24 protein-coding genes and 1 tRNA gene are annotated in these 25087 nt (G+C 42.7%); 9 read left to right on the forward strand and 16 right to left on the reverse strand.

All coding sequences use genetic code 11. From position 1 onward, the window contains the following. Nucleotides 1-81: 81 nt before the first annotated feature. From arcA to AC27EZ_RS07295, 6 genes are all read right to left on the reverse strand, one after another. The gene (arcA, locus tag AC27EZ_RS07270; protein ID WP_421133270.1) at nucleotides 82-789 is read right to left on the reverse strand and encodes a two-component system response regulator ArcA; all 708 of its coding nucleotides are present in this window, start codon (nucleotides 787-789) and stop codon (nucleotides 82-84) included. 157 nt (nucleotides 790-946) lie between these two features. Beyond that, on the reverse strand, nucleotides 947-2602 hold the full coding sequence (locus tag AC27EZ_RS07275; protein WP_487134700.1) for a sensor histidine kinase: 1656 nt from the start codon (nucleotides 2600-2602) through the stop codon (nucleotides 947-949). Between the two features lie 95 nt (nucleotides 2603-2697). Beyond that, complete coding sequence (gene glgA, locus AC27EZ_RS07280) at nucleotides 2698-4122, reverse strand: glycogen synthase GlgA (RefSeq protein ID WP_487134701.1); 1425 nt, start codon at nucleotides 4120-4122, stop codon at nucleotides 2698-2700. A 138-nt stretch (nucleotides 4123-4260) separates the two neighbouring features. After that, on the reverse strand, nucleotides 4261-5346 hold the full coding sequence (locus tag AC27EZ_RS07285) for a methyltransferase (protein ID WP_487134702.1): 1086 nt from the start codon (nucleotides 5344-5346) through the stop codon (nucleotides 4261-4263). Further along, nucleotides 5346-6065, reverse strand: coding sequence for a tRNA (guanosine(46)-N7)-methyltransferase TrmB (gene trmB, locus AC27EZ_RS07290; protein ID WP_487134703.1), 720 nt, complete (start codon nucleotides 6063-6065; stop codon nucleotides 5346-5348). Before trmB ends, AC27EZ_RS07285 begins: the two co-directional genes overlap by 1 nt. Before the next feature lie 93 nt (nucleotides 6066-6158). Continuing rightward, nucleotides 6159-6863: an alpha/beta fold hydrolase gene (locus AC27EZ_RS07295; protein ID WP_487134704.1), complete on the reverse strand. Its 705-nt coding sequence runs from the start codon at nucleotides 6861-6863 to the stop codon at nucleotides 6159-6161. A gap of 113 nt (nucleotides 6864-6976) precedes the next feature. Between AC27EZ_RS07295 and mutY the strand changes: the two genes are divergently transcribed. The 6 genes from mutY (at nucleotide 6977) to AC27EZ_RS07325 (ending at nucleotide 12094) form a co-directional block, all read left to right on the forward strand. Then, entirely contained in the window at nucleotides 6977-8038 is a 1062-nt protein-coding gene (gene mutY / locus AC27EZ_RS07300) for an A/G-specific adenine glycosylase (RefSeq protein WP_487134705.1), read from the forward strand. 36 nt (nucleotides 8039-8074) lie between these two features. Beyond that, nucleotides 8075-8347 carry an oxidative damage protection protein gene (locus tag AC27EZ_RS07305; protein ID WP_421133277.1) on the forward strand — a complete coding sequence of 91 codons (273 nt, stop codon included), beginning with the start codon at nucleotides 8075-8077 and terminating at the stop codon, nucleotides 8345-8347. Between the two features lie 316 nt (nucleotides 8348-8663). Continuing rightward, nucleotides 8664-8739: transfer RNA gene (locus AC27EZ_RS07310), tRNA-Phe, on the forward strand. Nucleotides 8740-9219: 480 nt separating this feature from the next. After that, nucleotides 9220-10110, forward strand: coding sequence for a sce7726 family protein (locus tag AC27EZ_RS07315; RefSeq protein WP_487134706.1), 891 nt, complete (start codon nucleotides 9220-9222; stop codon nucleotides 10108-10110). Further along, nucleotides 10101-11063, forward strand: coding sequence for a sce7725 family protein (locus AC27EZ_RS07320; RefSeq protein WP_487134707.1), 963 nt, complete (start codon nucleotides 10101-10103; stop codon nucleotides 11061-11063). Before AC27EZ_RS07315 ends, AC27EZ_RS07320 begins: the two co-directional genes overlap by 10 nt. Nucleotides 11064-11323: 260 nt before the next feature. Continuing rightward, entirely contained in the window at nucleotides 11324-12094 is a 771-nt protein-coding gene (locus AC27EZ_RS07325) for an RES family NAD+ phosphorylase (RefSeq protein ID WP_487134708.1), read from the forward strand. A gap of 104 nt (nucleotides 12095-12198) precedes the next feature. Here the strand turns inward: AC27EZ_RS07325 and AC27EZ_RS07330 are convergent, their stop codons facing one another. The 8 genes from AC27EZ_RS07330 to AC27EZ_RS07365 all read right to left on the reverse strand — a co-directional run bounded on the left by AC27EZ_RS07330 (nucleotide 12199) and on the right by AC27EZ_RS07365 (nucleotide 21990). After that, a complete protein-coding gene (locus tag AC27EZ_RS07330) occupies nucleotides 12199-13029 on the reverse strand; it encodes an abortive infection family protein (protein WP_487134709.1) in 831 nt (276 codons plus the stop codon). Between the two features lie 256 nt (nucleotides 13030-13285). Further along, on the reverse strand, nucleotides 13286-16189 hold the full coding sequence (locus AC27EZ_RS07335; RefSeq protein ID WP_487134710.1) for a type I restriction endonuclease subunit R: 2904 nt from the start codon (nucleotides 16187-16189) through the stop codon (nucleotides 13286-13288). Nucleotides 16190-16201: 12 nt separating this feature from the next. Beyond that, complete coding sequence (locus tag AC27EZ_RS07340; protein WP_487134711.1) at nucleotides 16202-16639, reverse strand: DUF2513 domain-containing protein; 438 nt, start codon at nucleotides 16637-16639, stop codon at nucleotides 16202-16204. An 8-nt stretch (nucleotides 16640-16647) separates the two neighbouring features. Further along, nucleotides 16648-17859 (reverse strand): restriction endonuclease subunit S, encoded by a 1212-nt coding sequence (locus AC27EZ_RS07345; protein ID WP_487134712.1) that lies wholly within the window; start codon nucleotides 17857-17859, stop codon nucleotides 16648-16650. Beyond that, complete coding sequence (locus AC27EZ_RS07350) at nucleotides 17859-19418, reverse strand: type I restriction-modification system subunit M (RefSeq protein WP_487134713.1); 1560 nt, start codon at nucleotides 19416-19418, stop codon at nucleotides 17859-17861. The genes AC27EZ_RS07345 and AC27EZ_RS07350 overlap by 1 nt, the downstream gene beginning before the upstream one ends. 38 nt (nucleotides 19419-19456) lie before the next feature. Then, nucleotides 19457-20023 carry a DUF6933 domain-containing protein gene (locus AC27EZ_RS07355; protein WP_487134714.1) on the reverse strand — a complete coding sequence of 189 codons (567 nt, stop codon included), beginning with the start codon at nucleotides 20021-20023 and terminating at the stop codon, nucleotides 19457-19459. Next, entirely contained in the window at nucleotides 20020-20913 is an 894-nt protein-coding gene (locus AC27EZ_RS07360) for a WYL domain-containing protein (protein ID WP_487134715.1), read from the reverse strand. The genes AC27EZ_RS07355 and AC27EZ_RS07360 overlap by 4 nt, the downstream gene beginning before the upstream one ends. Before the next feature lie 72 nt (nucleotides 20914-20985). Next, nucleotides 20986-21990, reverse strand: coding sequence for a DUF429 domain-containing protein (locus AC27EZ_RS07365; protein WP_487134716.1), 1005 nt, complete (start codon nucleotides 21988-21990; stop codon nucleotides 20986-20988). A 128-nt stretch (nucleotides 21991-22118) separates the two neighbouring features. On the opposite strand from AC27EZ_RS07365, the gene AC27EZ_RS07370 reads away from it, so the two are divergent. Both AC27EZ_RS07370 and AC27EZ_RS07375 read left to right on the forward strand, forming a co-directional pair. Then, nucleotides 22119-22886: a DUF2034 domain-containing protein gene (locus tag AC27EZ_RS07370; protein WP_487134717.1), complete on the forward strand. Its 768-nt coding sequence runs from the start codon at nucleotides 22119-22121 to the stop codon at nucleotides 22884-22886. A gap of 9 nt (nucleotides 22887-22895) precedes the next feature. Continuing rightward, entirely contained in the window at nucleotides 22896-23645 is a 750-nt protein-coding gene (locus tag AC27EZ_RS07375; RefSeq protein WP_487134718.1) for an NYN domain-containing protein, read from the forward strand. A gap of 1 nt (nucleotide 23646) precedes the next feature. Here AC27EZ_RS07375 and AC27EZ_RS07380 read toward each other — a convergent pair whose 3' ends face one another. Further along, complete coding sequence (locus tag AC27EZ_RS07380; protein WP_487134719.1) at nucleotides 23647-23940, reverse strand: RNase H1/viroplasmin domain-containing protein; 294 nt, start codon at nucleotides 23938-23940, stop codon at nucleotides 23647-23649. A 63-nt stretch (nucleotides 23941-24003) separates the two neighbouring features. After that, on the reverse strand, nucleotides 24004-24411 hold the full coding sequence (locus AC27EZ_RS07385; RefSeq protein WP_487134720.1) for a DUF2787 family protein: 408 nt from the start codon (nucleotides 24409-24411) through the stop codon (nucleotides 24004-24006). Between the two features lie 107 nt (nucleotides 24412-24518). On the opposite strand from AC27EZ_RS07385, the gene AC27EZ_RS07390 reads away from it, so the two are divergent. After that, a complete protein-coding gene (locus AC27EZ_RS07390; protein WP_487134721.1) occupies nucleotides 24519-25064 on the forward strand; it encodes a hypothetical protein in 546 nt (181 codons plus the stop codon). Nucleotides 25065-25087: the final 23 nt, after the last annotated feature.

Genomic DNA, 25087 nt, shown 5'->3' on the forward strand with positions numbered 1-25087 from the left:
ACAGAGCAATAAAAAAAGGGCCTGCTTTCGCAGGCCCTTTTAGTATTAGTATACCGCTAGGCTAATGGATAAATACAACTATCAGCTATCAACCGAGCCGCAGAAGCGATAACCTTCACCATGAATGGTTACTATCAGCTCTTCTTCTGAAGGAACTGACTCGAAATGCTTACGAATGCGACGAATAGTAACATCTACGGTTCTATCGTTCGGGCGCAACTCTCGACCTGTCATTTCCATTATAAGCTGCTCGCGGGTAAGAATTTTACCAGGGTTGCTTAAAAATAAATGAAGTGCTCTAAACTCGCTTCGAGGTAGGCGAAATTCTTTTCCTGTCGGAGAAATTAATGACCGACTGTCGCCATCTAATATCCAACCGTTAAAGTTAACACGGCTTGGTAAATCATCGTCTTCGTTTGCATTTGTTGTACGTGACAACAAGTTGCGTGCACGAATGGTTAATTCTCTTGGGTTAAATGGCTTAGTAAGATAATCATCTGCACCAATCTCAAGGCCGAGAATACGATCAACGTCGTTGTCTCGACCCGTTAAGAAAATTAACCCAACGTTTTTACGGTCACGAACTTCGCGTGCCAAAATAAGGCCATTCTTACCTGGCAAATTAATATCCATAATGACTAGGTTAATTGCGTGATTTTCAAAAAAGTCATGCATTTGGTCGCCATTCTCAGCTTCGAATACATTGTACCCTTCTGCCTCAAATAAGCTTTTAAGTGTGGTACGTGTTACCACTTCGTCTTCTACAATTAACACATTTGGCGTCTGCATGGTGTTCTATACTCTTTATACAATCGGTTTAAGCAATTACTGATTTAATATTAATATTCATAAACTTATTTGCAAGTAACGACTGAATATTTTAACAGTTTACGTATTGGGTTTTAGTCAACACAAATCAAGTAACGTTCATTGGATAAACAAATTTTTAATCGGTTTTTGCATCGGATACTGGAAACACAATGATGAATTCAACGCCGTCACCTTCTTCACTGGTGATAGAGATTGAGCCGTTCAATGCTTGTGTCACTAAGTTGTAAACCAAGTGCATACCTAGTCCTGAACCGCCTTGTCCACGCTTAGTGGTGACAAAGGGATCAAAAATACGCTTTCTTATGTCTTGAGGAATACCTTTTCCGTTATCCCGGTAGACAAGCTTCAATTTGTTTGTAGTAACTAGTTCGGCACAAATATCGATTTGGCCTTCTTCAATATCCTCAAACCCATGAATTACTGAGTTCATAATGAGGTTAATCAAAATTTGGTTTATTGGACCAGCCTTCGTTTCAACGCTTAGGGTAGGATCGCACTCAAGGTTGATTTTGTGTTTTAATTTTTTTAAACGAGGCTGCAAAGACAGTAGTATCTCATTAACTAGCTGTGCAAAGCAAAAAGTTCTGCTTGTTTCGCTTGATTGGTCGACGGCCACTTGTTTAAAGCTTGAGATTAGCTCTGCTGCGCGGTTTAAGTTGCGATAAATGATGTTTAAGTTTTCATTACTTTCGTCCATGAAGCGCTGCATGGCACTGGCTTTTAATGTTTTATTCTCGAAATCTTTTTTGATGACCGCCAAACGGTCTAGCATCATGGTCGATGCGGTAACCCCTAAGCCAATGGGGGTATTAACTTCATGAGCAACGCCCGCAACCATATCACCTAGCGATGCCATTTTTTCATTTTGTACAATTTGGCGTTGGAACTGATGTAATTTTTCCAGTGTTTGGATAAGTTCTTGGTTAGCGTCTTTTAACGCAATAGTGCGTTGACTCACCATTTCCTCAAGACTCGCATTGAGCTTTCGGTGTTGATCTTCAGCTTGTTTTTGTTTTTGCATGTACTCTTGCACGCGTGACAGCATGATATTTATGGCGTCTGAGAGCGCGTCTACCTCTTTGAGGTTCGTGGGGGTTGCACGGGATGCATAGTCGCGTTGTCGAGAGGTGCGTTGCAAAAATACCGTTAGGGTATCAATGGGCGTGTTAATAATCCGCTGAAAACGCAACGCGGCGTATAAGCTGAGTATTAGAAGAATAGCCATTACGCCAAGATTAAGCAAAATGGCATCTCTTACTATCGAATTAAAATTATCGGCTGAAACGCGTAAATATATCCACCCTAAATGTAAGCCGGTTTCATCGTCAAATATACGATTAGATACTTCGATATAGCTGTTATCTTCTGCAAACGTAGGTCGGCTGTCTAATGCCGTAAGCTGGCGTTCTTTGCTGCCGATAAGCAGCTGCCCTTCTTTGTTATAAGAGGCGAAGCTTTCAACGGGAGAGACATTTTGTGTTGATGCTGGAATCCGTTGATAGATGTGGACATTAAGTACTTGAGCCGCAGAAGTAAGGGCCTTCAACCTATCTTCGATGAACGCTGGGTCGTCTTTAATCAGTGGCATACTTGCACTGCGACCAATCAGGCTGGAAAGCGTAATAACCGTAGATTCTATTTCGTGGCGATACGTTTTAATTTGCGTGTATACAGACAAACCAGACGACACAACCAATACAAAAGTTGTGATTGTCATCACCGCCCATAGAAATAGGCTTTTAATGGAGAGCTTTGGTGCCCGGTCAGTCATTTTATTTTTTTATTATCTTTAATTAGTGCTTTGTAATAGTGGCGCAAATTTAGTCAAAAGAAAAGCGCCATGTAAGCTTATATGTTCTCGTTGTACTACATAAACATAGCGCGGTATAGCGCCACATATTTTTCAGCGGCGTGCTCCCAAGTAAAACGGGTGCGCATACCACGTTGTTGCATCTCTCTGAATTTAACGGGGTGCTCGTAGTAAAACAATAATGCACGCCTGATGCAGTTAAGTAATGCCTCTGGTGTGGGCTCGTTGAAGCTAAACCCTGTTGCCTCAGAGGTTTGAGTAATGTCAAAGACGGTATCTTTTAAGCCGCCCACAGCCCGAACGATGGGTACGGTGCCATACGCTAAGCTATACATTTGGTTTAAACCGCAGGGTTCAAATTGTGAGGGCATCAAGAAAAAGTCAGCGCCGGCCTCAACATAGTGTGCGTGTTCGGTGCTAAAGCCGTTGATAAACGCAAATTGTGTTGGATGTTGTTGGGCAAACTCATCGAGATCCATGCATACATGCGGGTCGCCGGTTCCAACAATGACAATTTGTAGGTTGTGGGCAACGAGCTCATCAAGTATCGGCAGTATGTAACCAAACCCTTTTTGTTCGGTTAATCTACATACCATACCTATCACCGGGATGCGTTCATCCTCGGGGAGGCGTGCTGTTCTTTGTAAGGCTAACTTGCATACGTTTTTTGTGTGCAACGTATCAACGTCATAATTCTCCGGTAAAAATTTATCCGTGGCCGGGTCCCACTGTTTATAGTCGCAGCCGTTCAGTATACCTGACAAATCTGCTCCTCGTTTCACAAGCCGCTCATGCAGCCCATGGCTGCCTAAGTCGGTCAACAACTCGCTTGCATAGTTTGGGCTAACCGTTGTGATTTTAGAGGCAAACTCAATACCCGTTTGTAGCATATTGATATAGCCACCGTGAACCTGAGTGAGAATGCCAGGGTGATGACGTAAAAACGGAATACTCTCTAATGCATGCACACCTTGAAACGCTGCATTATGGATAGTGAAAACGGTTTTGGTGCGAGTGAAATGACCAGATTGGTCGTGAGCCATCAAAAATGGCAGCATGGCGGTATGCCAGTCGTGACAGTGAATAATATCAGTAGGCAAAGACAGCGCGTTCAGTGTATGCAATACCGCACCGCAAAAGAAACTAAAGCGTTCACTGTTATCACCAAATGCTTCGTACGTACTGGTATAAAGCCCGTCTCTGTCGAAGTATTCAGGGTAGTCGACTAAATAAAGATTTACGCCGTTAAATACCATGTGACGAATACAAAACGTGTACACTTTTGAATCGGTAAATAAGGTCTGTGCATCGGCGATTATTGGCGCATCGTGAGCACCGGCAATCGCGCGATAATAAGGCATCACAATAGAGATGTTTTCTCCCATATCGTGAAGCGCCAGCGGCAAAGCTTTACCTACATCCGCTAACCCACCAGTCTTTACTAACTCTTCTACTTCGGAAATAGCAAATACAATGTTCACAGCGAAACCCCATAAAGATAGTCATTATCGTAATATCGACAGCATAAAGTAAACGCGCAATCGACAGGCCGGAAGGCACTGTGCCTGTCGTTGCTTTTTTGCAGATTTCATACGTTAGCACACAGAAGTGCTGTGATGCTATTGTAAAGCAGCGTGATACACAGAAAACTGTGTTGTTTGTGCTGTAGTGAATACGCGAGGAAAGTGTTCACCGAGTAGACCAGGGTAGGGGAGAAAACGATTGGCCACCATTTGCAGGTGCCCATTGTTGTTTAGCAATCTACGAGCATCTTCAATAAAGCGTTTTGTAATGGTGTAATCTGTTTTTATACCAGTATGAAACGGAGGGTTCGTGACGATGTAATTAACGCGATCTTCGACACCGTGTAAACCGTTCGCCGCGATAAGTTTGGCTTGCTGATGATTCGCCGCAAGTGTCATGGCACTGCAATAAACGGCCAACGCACTCACGTCGGTCAAAATCATTTTTACGTGTGGATTTTGCTGTAATAAGAAACTGGCAATTACCCCAGCCCCACAAGCAAAATCCATAACAGAGCCGCTTAATCCAGATTGTAATTTTTCGAGCAAAAGCGCGGTGCCTTTATCTAGCGCGCCGTGACTGAATACACCTGGCATCGAACATACTGTCCACGTTTGTTCACCTAGCGTATAGTCGTCCGATTCAAACCACGCGTCGGCTTCAAATGGTAAATGCGCCTGTTCAACAATGGTTGTGATTATGCTGCAATGACGTGCTGAATCTATCTTCTGTGTCGCGCCATACTGCTGCATTAATTTAGCTGCACTCTTTATGCCGCCCTTGTTTTCACCAACAACATGGAGTCTTGCCCCTTTTTGCACTATGCCTGCAGCCATTCTCAACAGCATTTGAAAATGCGTTTTGGATTTAGGCAAGTAAATCATCACATCTGTATAATCGGCTTCGGTAGCGATAAATGGGGTAAAAGTATGGGTATGAAGACCTACTTTCTGCGTAATATTAAAGCCGTCTTTTGTGATGTCTCTGCTATCAAATTCGGCACATGGCATTACTCGAACACATTCACTAAATACATCGTAATATTGATGCATAATATTAATGTTCTTTTGCTTAAGTGAATCGAAGAAGTAAGCATCTGACGGGTTAATGAATAACCACTTGCCTTCATCAAAAAGCTGAATGTTACGTTCTAAAAGCTGGCTTTGAGGGGTAAGTATCATTATTCAGTACGCTCGAAGATGAGATCCCAAACGCCATGGCCTAATTTTTGTCCACGAGTTTCAAATTTAGTAATTGGGCGATATTCAGGACGTGGTACGTAGTCGCCTGCTTCTGCGGTATTCGCATAGCCTTTCGCGTTATTCATTATTTCGGCCATGTGTTGGGCATACGGCTCCCAATCGGTTGCCATGTGAAAGCAGCCACCAATGGCCAATCGAGAGCGAATAACTTCAACAAATTCTGGTTGAACAATGCGGCGTTTATGATGACGCTTTTTATGCCAAGGATCGGGAAAGAACAATTGTAAGCGAGATAAGCTGCCTTCGGGGATCATGTTTTTAAGTACTTCAACAGCATCATGTTCCATTACCCGAAGGTTCTCTACACCTTGTTCAGCAGCATCGGCTAAACATGCACCCACACCCGGACGATGCACTTCAATACCAATGAAGTTTTTCTCTGGTGCTGCAGATGCCATTTCAACGAGTGATTTGCCCATGCCAAAGCCGATTTCAACGACGACAGGTGCATTGCGACCGAATACAGTTTCAAAAGAAAGTAACGAAGATTGATAATCGATGCCCTTCGTTGGCCAGTAGTCAGCAAGAGCGCGTTCTTGCGCTCTGGTAAGCCGCCCTTCGCGTTTCACGTAGCTTTTTACTTTACTAACATAAATGCCTGCGGCTTCTGCTTCCGCCTGACTTTTGAATTGCTTCATATTGCAATAACCTTTTACACTATTTTTCTGCTGGCGCATTATCCACTTAGCGGACTCTTATGCAATGCTATATTGAAAATAATAGCTGTTTTTTTAAGCGCCAGTACAACCCTGAAGCAGTGTGGCAAGCTTTTCTGGTTGTTCCAGTGGCAACATATGTGCGGTATTTTCAAATGTATAAAGCGTAGAAGAAGGCAAAGCATGGTGCATTTTGGCCAACGCGCTATACGGCGCAACAGCATCATCGCTTGCTGCAACAATGTTTATTGGTACGTTAATCTTAGACAGCGACTTCAACGTACTTTCTCTTGGCGTTGTAGATTTGGTATGCGCAAGCAGGGTGCTTTTGCCTAGGTCAGTAGCCATCTCTTTTACCACATCAGTAACGGTGGCATCGTTGAGCCTTGAAGGGTGAACAAAGCGTTCGACATAAGCGGGGTTGTCGGGAAGAAATTGCCCTTTTTCAAGTAAGCTCACTAGTTGCTTTCGCCTTGCCAACTCATCGTTAGATAACCCGTTTGCGTCATAACCAATTAGCGTGAGCGACGCGACGTGTTGAGGGTTTTTTATTGCCCATAATGCCGCAATGAAACCGCCCATCGAGTAACCGACAAGGTGCACTTTTTCATCATCAAGCACTCGGTCACCGGTAAGCGATAGCATATCGTCTTTTGACGTAGCCCATTGAAGGGGAACGTAGCGGCGTTGATTGAGTGACAGTTTTTGCCACGTAGGTAACCAAATACGCTCGTCGCATAACGTGCCAGGTAAAAATAGAACCGGTGCCGATTGCGTCACAATGCGCTCCAAAACATAACAGATAATGCCGTGCATGCTACCATATTGGCTTGCACCCCAACTAACGGCTTTTGCACTATTGCCGAGTTTTCACTTAAAAAAGTAGTAGTTTAATGAAACAGAAACAAGCTAATACATCGTTTGCTGAACGTGTGCTTACGTGGTTCGATGAAAACGGTAGAAAACACCTACCATGGCAGCAAGAAGTCACGCCATACAAAGTGTGGGTGTCGGAAATTATGTTGCAGCAAACACAAGTCACAACGGTTATCCCTTATTTTGAACGTTTTATGCAATCGTTTCCTGACGTAGATACTCTGGCAAACGCTCAGCAAGATGAAGTATTGCACCACTGGACTGGGCTTGGGTACTACGCGCGAGCGCGTAATTTACACAAAGCGGCAAAAATAATTGCAACACAGTATAACGGAGCGTTTCCCGAAAATATTGATGACGTTATTGCGTTACCTGGAATTGGACGTTCTACCGCTGGTGCTGTGTTATCTCTGTCAAAGAACCAACGTCACCCTATATTAGACGGCAATGTGAAGCGAGTACTTGCCCGTTACTATGCGATAGAAGGGTGGCCGGGGCAAAAATCGGTAGAAAACGCATTGTGGGAAGTGGCCGAAAAGCTTACCCCTGACAGCCGGTGTGCTAATTACACGCAAGTCATGATGGATTTGGGGGCAATGGTATGCACACGTTCAAAACCAAAATGTGACAGCTGCCCACTTCAAGACGATTGCATTGCTTATGCGCAGGGTACGCAAACCGAATACCCTGGTAAGAAACCCAAGAAAGTATTACCCGAGAAGCAAACACTATTAGTGGTTCCCCTCTTTCAGCAGCAAGCGTATTTAGAGCAACGGCCTCAAAGCGGCCTGTGGGGAGGGCTTTATGGGTTTATCGAAGCAACAGATATTGAACATGCTAAAACTGAGTTAGCAAAGCGAGGTATCGCGGTACGCGATTTTGAGCAGCGTGAAATGTTTAGGCATACCTTTAGTCATTTTCATTTAGATATTACCCCTATGCTTGCCATGGTAGACTCTATGTCAGACAAGCGGGTAGCTGAGCGAGCCGGCCAATGGTTTTTTATTGATGACACGATAGAAGTTGGATTAGCCGCCCCCACTAAGAAAATAATTAAGCAGTTAACGCAAGATTGGTAACGCGCGAAAAGCAAAAGCGCAAAATAAGGATCCACAATGAGCAGACAAGTGCATTGCAAACGATTAGATAAAGAGGCAGAAGGCTTAGACTTTCAACTCTACCCTGGTGAACTAGGTAAACGCATTTTCGATAATATTTCTAAAGAAGCATGGGGTGAATGGCAAAAAAAGCAGACAATGCTAATAAACGAACATAAACTGAATATGATGGACCCTACTGCTCGTGCATTTTTAGAAGAAAAAATGTCAGCTTATTTATTTGATGGCGTTGAACCAACAATAGATGGCTATGTTCCGCCTGAAAAATAGTCAAATATCGCGTTTTTGGATAAACAATGTGCAAACGATCGCAAAAGCGAAAAAAAACCTACAAAAATGGTTGACTTGTTAGCGCTAAATCCGTTTAATACGCACCCACAGCAGCACAGGCACTAACGCTTGTAACGCTACCCAGTTTTGCCTCGATAGCTCAGTTGGTAGAGCAGCGGATTGAAAAGTGCAAGCACTTCCAATCAGATTCACCAAAAAAGCTTTTAGAGCAATAGTTTTGAAGTTAGTAAGCACTTAGGTTTTGCTTGCAAAGTTTTGCAAAGAAAAATTAAAGCTTACATCGCACAGTTTATGTGCCTCGATAGCTCAGTTGGTAGAGCAGCGGATTGAAAATCCGCGTGTCCCTGGTTCGATCCCGGGTCGAGGCACCATCATTCAAGCCCTTGCAGAAATGTGAGGGCTTTTTTGTTTTTACTGTTTTCTCATTCCGAATTTTCTGCCCTTGTAACAATGAGTTTTTAAGAGCACAGTTGCTTTTAATTCATATTAACGTGGAGCTATTTTATGATGTTATCTTGGCAGGCGTTTTAGTAGTAGCTATCTTCAGTTTGTGTTTTTAACTGCCCGATTCGAGCATAAATGAACTCTGAAATTTTCTTACGCGATTTCTCAGTTATGTACTATTTTGACCTGTTAATCGATGCCATGTTCTCAAGACGTATACGTCAAAAGCAAAGCTCCACAAAACTCCAAAAAACTTCATACTGTAGTCGTGAAGCTAGGTACTCTGAAGATATTGAGTGCCGGTTAACTTCTTCTTGTTCCGGTTCGTATTTATTGCTTTTAGTGTCCTATGTAATAGACTAGAGACATTGAGCAAGCATAACAACAAACATAAGTATTTTTGGGACGTGAAAGTAAATCAAAATTACAACATATCCGCCATTTCAAGGCTTTTCACTTCTAGCGTAGTCAAAGAGCTTGCGCGAAAGGGCCAATCTCCCTTATTTGCTCGTCTTTTGAATGAAGCGGGGCTTTGTGTGCCTACAAACTCAAGACTCGTGGTTGGAGACATTTTTGATAATGCGTTTTCAATATTAAAGTTAAAGAATAATAGGCATGAGTATGTCTACAAGTCTGCTTTAGCTCAAAACGTCCTTCTAGGCAGACACTCCTTAAGAACTGCCGCGATGCTCTCAGAGTTCAGAGTTAATAATTGTAAAGCAGATGTGGTAATACTCAATGGAACAGGAACTGTCTACGAAATAAAGTCGGAGAGAGATTCTTTAAGTCGGCTTGAAAAGCAAATATCTGCATATAGGAAAGTTTTTGCCAAAGTGTATGTTATTGCGGGAGAGAATCACATTGAATCGGTTATTGATTCCGTACCAAAAGATGTTGGAATTAAAGTCTTATCCAGTGCGCACAATATCTCTGAAATCAGGAATGCTATAGACGCTCCAGAAAGAACAGACCCGACAGAGATTTTCAATTCAATTAGAATAAATGAAGCTAAGAACATACTTAACCGTATCGGTTTCGAATGTCCTGAAGTTCCAAATACTGAGCGATATTCTTTGTACAAAAGCGCATTCAGCAAGCTAACACCAGTCGAAGCGCACAGGGGAATGGTAGAGGTTCTCAAAAAGACCCGTAATCTGTTACCTTTACAAGAAGTGATTGATGACATGCCTATATCATTAAAATCGGCAGTCCTCACAACTTCAATTCGAAAATCAGATCGATATAGGTTAATTAAAGCAGTAAATACACCTGTCGATGAAGCATTACAATGGACGTAAGAATATCAATGTACTTCCCCTACTTTCGAGGTAAGCAAAACGAGCTTATTACAATTCGGAATAACGCTTCCTTAATGGCTCAGGCAGGCTTCGTTCCAATAATTGAACCGGTTAAAGAAACTTTAAATGGTCTCAAACGTGCATTGGACTCCGTTGTTAATTCAAAAGGCCGAGCTATTGTAATCGTTAATCCCTTTCACGGTGACTATTCGAAAAATGGCGACTCTCTGACGAACCTTCTAGCTGAGGATTTTGATGGTGAAGACGGCATTTCCGCCGGAATATTACTTACTAATGAGATTTCGCTTGAAGCAGCGATTTCGAGTTGTAAAGCGCATGAACAACATAGCTTAACTCTTATCCATGCAGGTTTCGCGTATGCAAGGGAATTAAGTAACGCTCTTGGAGATAAAGTAAAAGATATCACACATTGCTTTTTTGAAGAAGATGCTGGGAAGCTGTATCAAAAGCACTTTATGGCGGCTAAGTCCAAAATATTAATTAGAGATGGATTCAAGAAGCGTAAAAATAGAGAACACCCAAGAGAGGAGTTCTTTTCAGATCTCCACGCAACCTTTCAGATGGAAAACATGCAAGGTTTTGGTGACTTTTTAATAGTTGGAGATGAGTATTCGGAGAGTGGCGGCCCAGCATACGCCGTCGCAATACATCTTACTTTCATTGATGAAGAGCAAGATGAAGCTATGTTCATTTATCACTTTATCTCAGATAGACAAGACACCCCTCAGGATCCAGCAGGTAAGTTTCTCGAAGCATTAAACAAACTTATTATTAAAGCGGATGAGCCAACAACAAAGATCTTGGCCACAAAGGCACTAGCGGAGTTTCGCGATCTCCATGAACGAAAGCATTTTCCGGGCCTAGGTTATGTTAAAAAGCTGTCTATGCAGCATCATATTGAAGTGTTAGCTGATTTCTTCAACGGTAAATAGCTATCATGAATTGTTGCTCAAGCTGTTTTGGCGATAGTGGACTAGAGTCCCATATAAAATTTTTATCTCATGAAGTTGGTGTTTGCGATTACTGTGCTTCGACTGACGTACATCTTGTCAATCCATCGATGCTAGAAGATAAATTCGCATCACTTCTAAATACCTATGAGCAGAATGAAAATGGAACGTCAATAATAGAGCTACTAAAAAAGGATTGGTGTCTATTTTCTCATCCGCAAATGACAATCGCACAGGGACAAATGTTACTTGGAGACGTTTTAGATGACGGACAACTAGTTCGCCAAAATTTTATGGCTTCTGAGCAGTACTTATCGAATAGATTAGGTAAATGGGAAGAGCTTAGAAAGGAGTTAATGCATAAAAATAGGTTTTTCCCAGAGACCGAGGTAGATTTAGAGCGTCTTGAAGAACTGCTTTCACACATTTCTGTTGGCTCAATTGATCTTCAAACTGAGTGGTATCGTGCTCGCACAAAAGTTCGTGACGAACTATTCCTACAAGAGGAAATGTCAGCACCTCCATCTCATTTAGCATCGCATGGTCGAGCTAATCCAGCCGGAATTCCATACTTATATTTGGGGTCAGAAGTCGAAACCGCAATATCTGAAATTAGGCCTCATACTGGTGACCAAGTCTGTGTTGCAACCTTTAGTATTCCAAATAACCTAACTCTGGTAGATCTCAGAGCTCCAAGGCGCTCTGTCTCCCCTTTCATATTAGAGGACGAAAAGGATATTGGGAAAATGCGTTCTGACCTTGTTTTCTTGGAACGACTAGGACATGAGTTGACTCGTCCGGTAAGGCAAATGGCTGCTGCATTTGACTATACTCCCAGCCAATATTTGTGTGAGTTTATCAAGAAAAGTCGTTATGACGGAGTTCTCTATTCTAGCTCCGTCAGCTCAGGCTATAACCTTGCCTTATTCGAAAAGGCGAAGGCTCGCATAGGACAGATGAGCCACCGAAAGGTGAATAAAGTTACCGTAGAAATATCCGCAGAAGAAAACTAATCAGCATTAGTACTTTGTGAATCGTAACTGCTTTACTTAAGCCAACGTTTCATACGTGAATGAATCGCTATAACGGAAACACCGCTTTTACACTAATTCTGGTATTAGGTCTTCTTCTGGCGCGCAATACATTCTTCGATGTAACGAAAAACAGTCATTGCTGCATTGATCATCGCTTGAGCTTCTGGTTCTAGAAGCAGTTCATTGTTATGGGCAAGGCTGGCGTGGTTTCGAATTGTACCCAAAGCATTTATTGTTGCGGCCATGCTGTTTAGAACGTTAGCTATCTCTGCTGGCCTATTTCCGATTGGTTTAAGAGCTGCGTGATTGTTTTTCAGTTCTTTGAAAGCCTTTTGAGCCGTAGCACCTGACTCCAACGGGATAGAAGCTTGGTGACACAATTCAACCAGATATGCATGAAGTGCCGTATGCACACGATCAATCGCGCTTGCTGGTGACAATGTCTTTGCATCTTGTAATGCAAGTATAACTGTCTGTGATAAAGACGCATTAGAATCGGGTATTCTTACGTTACCTGCCAATATCAGTTCGCTGTTATTAATATGGCAAGGAAGCCCATGTTTCGACAGTATTTGGTTTATATATAAATCTGAAGGGACATTAGTCTCTAAAAGAGAAAGCTGTTCACATGCATTATGGAGTGCAGCAATGAATCCCGGACCGTCCTGACTGGCTTTTTCCATGTACCATTCCAAGTCTCCTCTCGCCCAGTCAGTATTAGAGCTTGTACCGAATTCTACAGCAGCTGGCTTTGCCATATGCTTCTTGAAGGTTTCAAGTATATGTTTTTCTGTACAACGTTCACTGTGATTTATTTTACGGATCAGCGCCTGAAATTCTCTGAAAGCATCATCAGGTATGGAAAAAGCATATTCTGTTGCAAATTGAAGCTCTGTTGGCAGTAATAAAGGCATCGTGTTCCTGTTTTAACGGCAATTCATAATTATATTTCCCGAGCATTTTGGGGTCATTATGTTTTATTTCTATCCTTCTTAAAAATTCTCCGCATGCTCGAAGATTTCTTTATACACCTCATCGCATCGCGATCAACTAGTGGATAGCCGTGCTTGGCGAACAATGGTACCTAGATCTCGAAGCAGAAAATTCTCTTCATATTGTGGGCCAAATAAATCCTGCGTTTCATTCATATTGGGTCTTCCTTTTGCCACTTTACACACCACCATAGAACGTATTCACAAAGTCTTTCAGTTTCTCCGTAAGCCGAGGTATGACTTTCTTGCGCTGAAGTATGCTGGGTGGTTTCTCCATAAGCCCTGCCACTTCTTCACGTAACGGCTCTTGGTTGTTATAAATCATTCGTTCGACAACATCTTTCATGCGTTCTTGAACGAGTTGCTCTTCTTCTGCAATTTGCTTTGTCGCCTTTTCTTTCTCAACTTCCCAATACACTGCAAATGCGTCGTCTACTTCTTCGGCAGACTTCACATTAGGTAGGTTTTCTTTAATAAATTTATCGATGAGCTCCTGTTTACTTCTTAGGTTAGGATCACCATTCACCGCTTGCATCAGTGCCTTGTACTGATACTGGTATTCTTCTTCCGACTCGGTTTCTTTTAACTTACTCAAAAGCTTCAATATGTAGGCAACGTTTATCTCATCCATCGCTAAAAGTTCGAGTTCAAAGTCGACCTCTTCCAGAACAGACACCTTTTCTTTAGCGTTGTTCGTCTTCACTTTGTCATGCAAGTCGAGGTACTTACTCTTGAAGTCTTCGAACTCTTGCTCACCTATTCGCACGTCGTCAAAGCTAAAATCTGCAAAGCTTTCCAGAATGTTCCTCAAGCGCATCAGCTCGCGAAACGCCTTGATGTATTCCAGTTCCTGATTCTCATCTTCCAGACTATCTACGCTTTCAGGATCGGGAGCGATTGCTAAAAGGTTGCCGAAGGCTTTGTTGAAGAGTTTCACAAAATCCTCATACGGCGGCATGATGACAGTATCTTTAGCGTCTTTGTTTGAAAACAGGGCCAGAGCTTCATCTGTGCGATTTTTGAGGTTGCGGAAGCACACAATATTACCTTGTGACTTCTGCTCGTTAAGAATTCGATTGGTGCGAGAATATGCCTGTATTAAACCATGATATTTAAGGTTTTTATCGACAAATAACGTATTCAAGGTTTTGCTGTCAAAGCCAGTAAGGAACATATTCACTACCAAAAGTATGTCTACCTTACGCTGGCGAACCTTCTTTGAAATGTCGTTGTAGTAATTATAAAAAGACTCGCTGTCTTTGGTGGTGTAACTGCAACCAAACATCTCGTTGTAATCACCGATAAACTGCTCCAACTTATCGCGGCTGTGACTATACACAGCCTGAGGCTCCGCCACCTTATCTAAGTCGTTATCGTCTAATCCATCGGCATCGGGATCTTCTTCATTGGCTGCATAGGAAAAGATAGTTGCAACTCGTAGGTTGTGTTTTCCTTCCGCTTTCTTTTTGGCAAACAGTTCGTAGTACTTTATCAACGCAGGAACGCTTGATACGCAAAACATCGCCGTAAATTCTCGGCTATGAGTTTTTCGGTTATGCTGGGCAATGATGTAATCGACAATTTTTCCAAGACGAATCTCTGATTCCATCAGCTCTTTGGTGTCGATACCTTCAACCTCAATGTCTATCTCATTTGCGCTGTCTTTCTTCTTGTACCTGCCGACATACTCAACGTTAAACTTAAGTACGTTCTCATCTTTAATCGCATCGACAATGGTGTATTTGTGCAGTGGCTTATGAAACAAGTCCGTTGTTGTGTATTTGCGAGACGATTTTGAAACGGCATTTTCAACAAAGATCGGCGTACCAGTGAAACCGAACATTTGATGATTGGTGAAGAACTGACTGATTTTTTGGTGGGTATCACCAAACTGGCTTCGGTGACACTCATCAAAAATAAACACAATATTTTTATCTTTCACCGATTCCATTCGTTTAGAGTAACGCTTGTGGCTTATCGCGTTGTTAAGCTTTTGAATGGTTGTGACAATCAGCTTTGTATTGCGTTGCTCATTGATCTTATCCGCGGCAACCGGCGCATCGGTAAACTGATCTACAAGTAGCTTTGTGTTATCTGTGCTATCCACGCACCCTTTCGAAAAGCCGTTAAACTCTTTGCTTGTTTGGTAGTCGAGATCCTTGCGATCAACGACAAACACCACTTTGTGAACTTTACTGTCGCCTGTAAGCAACTGGGCTGTTTTGAATGAGGTTAAAGTTTTGCCTGAGCCCGTTGTATGCCAGATATATCCATTCATCTTATCGGTCGATTGAGCACTTACGACTAAAGCCTGGCGTTCGGCAACACGTTCGATAATCGCTTCCGTTGCATATATCTGGTACGGCCGCATCACCATGAGAATACGGTCAGTCTCATTTAATACCACGTACTTAGTGATCATGTCGGTAACGTGATTGGGCGTTAGGAACACCTCCGCAAATTCAGTCAGGTCACTATAGCGTTTAGCATTTAACTCATCTGCCCAGAAGAACGTTTGCTTGAAGCTTTGTTTACGGTTGTTAGCGTAATACTTGGTGTTCGCCCCGTTTGATATAACGAATACCTGCACGTATTGAAACAAACCATCTTCTGCCCAATAGGAATGGCGCTGATAACGATTTATCTGATTGAAAGCTTCTTTTAATTCAAGTCCACGGCGCTTAAGTTCGATTTGCACCAAAGGCAGACCGTTAACCAGAATAGTGACGTCATAACGGTTCTTGTAACGACCTTCTACGGTAACTTGCTGAGTAACCTGAAAGTGATTTTGTGTGACATCTTCATCCAGAAAGCGAATATAGCCAGTGGTGCCATCGTCCTTGTTGATTTGCAGTCGGTCACGAAGAATCTTGGCCTTATCGAACACGTTACCTTTCGCTAGGGCGTTGCGAATTTGCTTTAACTCAGTATCGCTTACCTCAAAACCATTGAGCTTGGATAGTTGCGCTTTCAAGTTTGCTCGTAACGATTTGGTATCCGTGATTTGAACGAGTTCAAAACCTTGCTTAGCGAGTTGTGCAACGAGCTTATTTTCTAATTCTTGTTCAGACTGGTAGGCCACCTATACTCCTTATCAGCTTTTTAAAAGCTCATCCATTTTCTTTTTCGCAATATGCTCAAGTAGCTTTCTGCTCGATTCAAACATCACCTTGAAAGGGAACTCTTTGAATTCTTCCTTCAGCTTCGAAAACACTTCTTTATTCGATAATGCAGTCGCAAAATCATGTCCATTTTGAGTTAGGCGAAGATTTATTGCACATATGGCCCAATCTCCCCCCATACATTGGACAAATCCCATCGCCTCAAGGTCTGCGTATTTTAAAGACTGCTTTCCGATCAGTTGATTTTCAATGAGTAATTGAAAATGAAAGAGAAACTTCTGATCTATATCCCCCGATTTATCCGTGTAGTCTATACCTGAAGACTTCAAATCCTCGATAGTTATATGGGCGGTTGGAGCCTCAAGAAACACGTTTAATATTGCTCTAATATATCCAATATCTATCTTCATTAGATTACCTACACAAACATCTTTTGTAATAAGCCCTTCTTGAACTTTTCGGCTAGCTCTATTTGATTTTCGAGCAAGCCAATTTTGGACGACAGTATCTCAATAAAACTTACAATTTTTTTCTGCTCTTCGACACATGGAAATGGCATCAGTGTTTTTAGCCAGCTTTGTGTTTTAAATAAAAGTTTTTCAATATGTACACCATCGCTATTGATGTAATACGCCCTTTTCATTTCCTTAGTCATTGAATAATAGTTAAAGAAATTCACGTCCAATGAGTCAGTATTAACATCAAACACATTGTACTCATTAGAAACAATCGCCCCATCAAGAGTCGCTGGAACAATACCACAGGCACCATGAACTATTTGTCGCTTAGAAATAACAAACTGATTTGCCGACAAACGAAACTGTGTTTTAACTAAAACTTCACTACCTTTGTAATGGCCTCGACTGACAACCCCTCCATTTCTGCGTCTAACTGTAATTAACTCATATTGTTCATTGTCACCCATATTAATTGGGTTGAGGCTCAAAGATAAAACTTCTGAAAACTTGCGAACTTTCCAATCGGGAAACTCGTTTCCACTATCATCCTTAAAACGAATCTCTTGCTTGAAAAGCTTTTGCATTACGCCTTTTTTGTATTGAGTCAACAAATCACGTTTTTCTTTAAGCAGACTGATTTTTTTATCTACTGAAGTGAGAAAATTAGAAATTTTTTCAATTTCTTTTGTGTCCTTGGGAAGGAAAAACTTGTACTTCAATAAGTTTTTACCGTTAATTGAATTGATTGTTGCCCCTAAATCTCTGTGAACTAACTTTCTAAATTGGCCTGTCTGGAAGAGCTGAAATATAAAATGAGGATGCTTTGTTCTGAGCACGCTCATAAACGCTCCGTGTGTGGCGTATTTTATGCCTTTTGGTATTAAAGCAGACTTACCAATTAGTGCTCTAGATCCATTTCGAACACATATAAGTAGGTCATCTTCTTTTGAGAGATTTTCTTCTGAAACTTCTAAATCAACATATACATTATCGTCATACGTAATGGAATTATCTTTTATGTTTGATGAACGAAGAACTAATAACCCCTTATCAACAACATTATCTGGAGAATAAGTTAGCCCATTAATAGTTTGACCAAGCTCACCTAATTTTGATTGAGTCCAACCCATGGTAAATTCTTTAAAACGCAGCTTAGGTAATTTACTAACCATTACTTAAGCTCTCCTATACCCAACTCAGAACAAAATGCATTTACTGCAGACGTTGCTTTACTTAGTTCGTAATCAACTTTAGTAAGACTTGATGTTATTTCTTCTAGGCTTATAGGCTCTTCTTCTTCAAAGGTATCTACGTATCTGGGGATATTAAGGTTAAATTCATTCTCTTCAACAACTTCCTGTAATGGTGCAAGATAGGCAAACTTTTCTTCAAAATCTCGCTTTTCAACGGCTTTTAAAATCGCTTCAAGATCAATATCTCTTAAGTAATTTTGATTCGTTCCTTTACCAAAATTCTGACTTGCATCTATAAATAAAATATTATCGCTATGTTGACGATTTTTCTTAAAGACCAAAATGCATGTCGGTATTCCTGCGCCGTAGAATATATTGGCAGGTAAACCGATAACTGCATCGAGGCAGTTTTTATCCTTTATTAAATGCTTACGAATATGGCCTTCTGCAGCTCCTCGGAATAGCACACCGTGAGGCAAAACAACTGCCATCGTTCCGTTTTCATCTAACTGATGGATCATATGTTGTACAAAGGCAAAGTCTGCCTTTGATGCAGGTGCAAGTTTGCCGTAGTCTTGAAAACGTTCGTCAGTGAGAAATCCTTGAGATGCACTCCACTTAGCTGAAAATGGAGGATTCGCGACAACGGCTTCGAACTTGTGTTCCAAGTGATGTGGATGTTCAAGTGTGTCGTCCTGCTGAATATCAAATCGACGATAGTGCACACCATGCAAAATCATATTCATTCTAGCGAGGTTGTAGGTGCTGGGGTTTTGCTCCTGTCCGTAAAAATGTCCAACGTCTTTTACTTCTTTTGCCACTCGCAAAAGCAAAGAGCCTGAACCACAAGTTGGATCGTACACACTGCGAAGTTTGTCTTTCCCTTGGGTGACCAGTTTCGCCAAAAGCTTCGATACCATAGGTGGTGTATAAAACTCACCCGCCTTTTTACCTGCACCAGATGCAAACTGACCAATCAGGTATTCATAAGCATCGCCCAGTACATCAATTTCCGTTTCATGATGCAGAAAGTCGATATCATCGAGATGGACCAGTATCTTAGAGATCAGCTCATTTTTGGCTTTTTCTGTTTTACCGAGCTTGTTTGAGGTTAAGTCGAGATCGTCAAATAGGCCGTTGAAATCATCCTCAGCCGCTGTTCCCATAGTGCTTTGCTCAATATGATTCAGCACTTCAGTAAGCTGCTCTAAAATGAACTCACCATTTTTACCTTTTTCAGCCAGCACGTGGAAAAGCTCACTGGGCTTTAGGAAATAGCCTAAGTGATCTATCGCTTCTTCGCGAATGGCATCCAGATACTCTTTACCCTGTTGTAAATTCTCGTCGATTTCATCAAATTTAATGCCGTCCTCTTTGAGAAGTTCGTCGGCATAGATGTCCATTCGTTCAGAGAGATACTTATAGAAAATAAAACCGAGTATGTAGTCGCGAAACTCATCGGCGCTCATATTGCCCCGAAGCGCGTTGGCAATATTCCAGAGTTGTTTTTCTAATGCTTTCTTATGTTGTTCAACCATTGTTTCTTATTCCTTGCTACATCTTTCCTGCGACTTTATTAGTTGGGCGTTAATGCTTTATTCGGTGTTTGTTGCGTTAATTTGTTTAAAAGCTGGGCCATTTCTCTTTCTGGCCAAATGTAATCTTTCTGACCTTTTACGCCGCAAGGTCTGTGGCTTAAGTCTGCGCTGTATCGGTACGGGTTCATATCCGCTACCGCCGTGTTCTTGTAATACAACCCATAATCTATTTCCTGAGCTACCTGATTCATCGTACCTTGTACCGAACGATTACAGTTTGTATCGAACGTAAGTGGTTGGTAATTCGTCGCAGCGGCATTAACTAGCTCATGCGGCATATCGCTTTTCAGCAAGGCGTTAATAAACACATCGTTAAAATGCCAGTCGAGGTTTGCGAAGTCTTTCTTGGTTAGGCATGGAATAAACAAAGTGAAGCGTGTTGCGTCATGCACTGCAATCACGCATTGCCTTCTTTGGATGGTAATGAGGTTTGCATGCCAGTTGAGCCACTTCGCCTGAATGCCTATAGCAGTCGCAGGTTGCTCTGTGGCTTTCATCTTCTCAGGTAGCTTGGCGTAAAGCTTCTTGGTGCAATGGAGGATCAATTACCACCTCCGCTTCCGTTATCTTTAGCTTCATACCCCGGCGCAATAGCCAAGTTCTGTACATTGTTCAGCGTAAAACGGTTTTGTAGCCAAAGTTGGTATTCCGCACCTTTTAGCGTTCCGCGCTCAGTGCAGTCCACATTCCATCGTCTCAACAGATAACCCGCCATCGCCGCTCTTACGTTGATAAGCAGTTGCTCGTTTTGCATACCATAATCCATTTCTATCGCGGTTGGATGTTCAACATTCTTGGGATGCGGCACTAGTTGAAGTGGGATAAGACGCTGCCATTCGGTATCTGTTTGGGCGCTTTCTTCTTCAATAGGCGTGTCTTTAATCGTTACCTTACTAATGCGCGTTAACACGAAGTCACGAAAGCTTTGACTCTTACGATCAAAGGCGCGAACGTGCCAGCGTAGGCCATTGTCGACTATGGAGTGTGGTACAAGTTCTCTGGCATTCGAACCGCTAGAAAGTGACGTGTAGATAACGCTAACCGCTTTGTTATTGAGAATGGCTTGTACCAGACGAGCCACGATAAAGATGTCTGGTACATTCAGACTGGACGGAGCTTCTACTGGGAAATGGATGTCACCTATTGCATCAAACCCATCAGAAATATCGTTTGCGAGCTTGGTTAGGGTACGCCTTGCGTCGTGTTCGAACACAGGCTTGAACTGAGGTGTCTGAAAGTATCGCTTTTCTCGCGAATCGTAAGACAGGTTATCCGGTGCAAGCTCTTTGTAAATGCCGAAATCGCGTGAGCCTGCCGACAGTCCGACCTGAAAACGATTAATTAAGTCCTGACGGTAAATCGCACCTTTAAACAATAGGCAAAAGTCGATATAGGCAAGGCGTTGTTTTTGAGCAAAGCTGATAGAGTCGAGCATCGTCCCTGTTTACTTTTTTATACTTTGGTTTAGTGTGGTTTATTTTGAGACGGTTGTAAAGCATATGCGCGTCTAACTGCTCATAAATCGGCGCTTAAACTCCTTCTTCCTTGCGTCAGGTTCGCCTTCTATCAATCCTGTGCACTTGTGAGCAGCATGCGCATTCCACCCAAAAGGCCAGCGTTTAAATAGATGTTGATTACAGGCAGGGCAAGTGCGTTGATGTGCAGTATTGGAAACAGTCTGTTTTGTCTTTGTTATAGGTTTAGACTTTGTCGGTAGATTGGCAGCTGCACTGCTTATTGGCTTAACTCTAGGTATCCAGATAGCATCGCCTTTCTCTGGGTCACCAAAACAGATACGCTCCTGTTCAGGCAAGCTTGCTACCCATGCGGCACTGTAGGCATCCACTCTATCGTGCATTGGTCCAAGGCACATATTATCTGCTTGCGACCAATCGTCGTCGGTTTTAGGCCAACCAGTGTAATGCGACATGGCAGACAGCTGTAACTCAGCCTGATTCCCTTTGCTTTTATGGATATCAGCGACACCTAACTGTTTCACTGTCGCGTGTGGATAGACCTCTATACATTCGGCAACTTTACTCAGTCGCTCGTTCAAGGCGAAACCTAACAGCATAAAGATTTGGTGGGCATGAGGCAGGTTTTGTATCGGCTTACCCGCCTCAAGATGTGCAATACCTTTTGCTTTAATCATCCTAAAATCATCGGCAGAGGGTGTGGTGTAACAGCTAATACCTGCTCTATCGAGCGCCTGCTCTGCAAATCTGCGATTAAGATAGTTATCCCGTGGCCGAAGCGGTGAGTCGATACCTATTCGAATTGGGCTTAAATGGAATGCGTCGCAAACCGTTTCTATGTAACTGGCGACATCTTCTGCAAATGCCTGATTAACCTTGTCGTCCAAGGTCCGGGCGTTGCCTAAACCTCTCGGTGGTTTTATTGGGTAACTGGCTAACGGAAACGGCAATAATCGCCCATTTTCTAGAGTACAAATCACCAGTGGCAGGTATTTACCTTTCGCACAAGCGACATCGATACCGATAAACACGTCCATGTTTGTCTCTCCTATCTGTCAGGAATGAATATTTCACTGTTAAACGATACTACACGATTGGAATTAATACCCAATCAAGACATTGCCTGAGTTAATATATTTTCGATATTTAACAAGGATGTTCAATTATGCCAAGAAAAAATACATCTTTTGCTGACCTTCTTTTCCGAGCGCCATGGTGGGTTTCAGTTACAACATCGGCAATTACCTATTTATTGATGGGCCATTTGCTGCCTTCTATCGAGACGAATAATCAGCTAATCAATATGGTATTTAAGGCGCTCGCTGTTCCTGCGCCTTATTTCGCAATTTTCATATTACTCATTGCTCCATTTTCATTTTTTAATGCTCGACGCAAGGCCAAGCAATTAGATGCTCAAAAAAGTATTGAGACCATTAGACAACTGCATTGGCGCAATTTTGAGGAGCTAGTGGCAGAAGCCTATCGAAGACAAGGTTATCGAGTAACTGAAGGAGGGTTTGGTGCTGACGGTGGTATTGACCTAGAACTGGGGAAAGGCGAAGAGCTTGTACTTATTCAGTGTAAACAATGGAAGGCACAAAAAGTTGGTGTCAGCGTGGTACGCGAGATGTTTGGTGTATTAACTGCCAGTAATGCAGACATGGTTATTGTCATCTGTTCAGGTAAATTTACCCAACAGGCGATAGATTTCGCATCTGATAAACCAGTGACACTCATTGACGGAAATGAACTACTCTCTCTTATTCATGAAGTGCAAACAGAACCAAAAGTAGAAGCGATAAATCAAAACGTCTGTCCTAGATGTGGTAGTGAACTTGTAGAGCGGCAAGCAAAACGTGGCGCTCATGCAGGAAACGCCTTCTTGGGTTGTTCTGCCTTCCCCAAATGCCGTTACACCGAAGAATTATTTTAAGGAAAATAGATGAAAGACTTGGATGTTCATAAAAAAGTAGCGGTACTTATTGATGCCGATAACGCCCAACTATCGAAGCTATCTGCCATTTTGGATGAGATATCCGCGCACGGTCATGTGCTTATTAAGCGTGCCTATGGTGATTGGTCTGTTGAAGCCCTGAAGAACTGGAAAACGTCACTCAATGAGTTAGCCATCCAGCCTATTCAACAATTTGCCTATACGACAGGTAAAAACTCAACGGATGCGTCGATGATCATTGATGCTATGGATTTGCTCTATTCAGAGAAAATCGATGCATTTGCATTGGTGTCCAGTGACAGCGACTTTACCAAGCTTGCGTCACGTTTGAGAGAGTCAGAGAAGTTTGTGTTTGGTGTAGGTGAAAAGAAGACGCCAGTGTCGTTCAGAAATGCCTGTGATGACTTTATTTTTACGGAGAACTTAGAAGCTGGGCAGGTTTCTAAATCCAGCAAATCAAAACAGGCGCAAAGTAATGCGGCCAACGGTGCAGAAGAATTGATACCGGCACTACTTAAGGCATGGGAGCTTTATCAAAACGACGATGGGTGGGTGAACGCGGGACCAGCCGGCAGTTTTCTAAAACGTGCGAAGCCTGACTTTGATCCAAGAACCTATGGAGCAGCAAAAGTAACCGATATTATTTCAAGTCTGTCTACCGTCTTTGAAATGACGCGGCAAAAAGGAAAAGGGACGACACAAATTATTTTGTACCGCCCTATCTTGGCGACCACCTAGGCTAATCGATATCCCAAGGCGGAAGGTCGTCGTCAATAACATTTGGCTTTAGCGGTTTTTCTCGCTTAGGTTTGCGTTTTGATCTAGCGACTATCGTTCCTTCTTTGAGAAAGCGTCTGTAGGCGCGCTTTGCCTCTGGAAGTGACGTGAAACCTTGTTGGCGGCTTCCAGAATAGCCATTCACTTGGGCTTGTGTTTCTTTCCACGTTTTATAGACCCCCGGCTGTCTACCGATAAATACGACATAAGCGGCATTCTTGCTGGTGAAGTTGTGATTGGAAAAGCGTCTCGACATAGTTACCTCCTTTGGTTTGTCTGCTTTCCCCATGTGTTTACAGTTTTTAAATTTGCAGTGACGTTACTCTGAAATACTTACCGTGAAAGCCTCCAACTCAAGCCAATAATGTAAAAAGTTACCTTCCCATATCTGATACACATCGGTTGCCTGTTCAATAGGAAATACACCAAATAGGTTTTGAAAAACACCGGCATCAAAATCAAAGTCGAGGTCTTTAGCAAGCTCGGCATAAGGACCGTTGCCTACATACGTAAAGTCGGTGATGTAGCAAAAGTGCCAATGCTGTTCTCGCTTCTCCAGCCTGATTTCAACAGGATGAAAACCGCCGCTTTCAGCCGAATAACCGGGGTCACGAAAGTTAATGGTAACGCTATCACCTGTGACACTTTGGTTAGTCAGTAAGTCGGCAAGTGCATCTGCTAGTTGCTTTGAGACGGGCAAAGCAAGCCCCTCATAGTGAATATGCATAGTCTTAATCTCTTAAATCGTAGTGATGAAGCAAATAATGTGCTGAGAGCTGCCGAGCGCGTCTGTGAGACGGTTTTTCATAATTTACTGATATGAGTAGTTCAACGATGAGAACGCGTGTTATGTCGCTCTGTCAGCAGAATTTACCCTTTCAGCTCGATTGTGACGTCAGTCGCTTTCTTGATGCACAGTGGCGCGAACAAGATAGGCAGTGCTCAGCATTGGGTTTGTTGCTCTTTCCCGAACACTCACGCCGATTTCGCAGTTTTTATTGCTGCTACATGGAATGTGTGCCGGTGTATGAACGTGATTGGTTTTGCCGCCTCGCGTGCTCTGGCACGGTTGTTCGCCGTGAATGGCAACTTCAACATGTGCTGGGCTGCGTGAAGCTGCCTAAGCTTTCTAAGTTGGCCTCGCTTGGCGGTACAGAAAAGGCCAATACCGAGCACCGCGTGGTGGCATGGCAACAGCATGTTAAATGGCTGCTAGGCATTGATGGTATTAGCGCGTTGTTTTGTCCTCCTTCTGAAGTGGGTAGGCAATGTCATGACCATGGCATTGCGTTAACCCTGCCATGGTGGATTAGCTGTCCAGCAACCGACCACCTTGCACACACCTTAAAGCCTGCTATTGCCGTAGGCACCGTCAGTTAAAAGGCCAATTAAAATCCACGTTA

The organism is Alteromonas sp. 4NH20-0056, assembly GCF_057539655.1.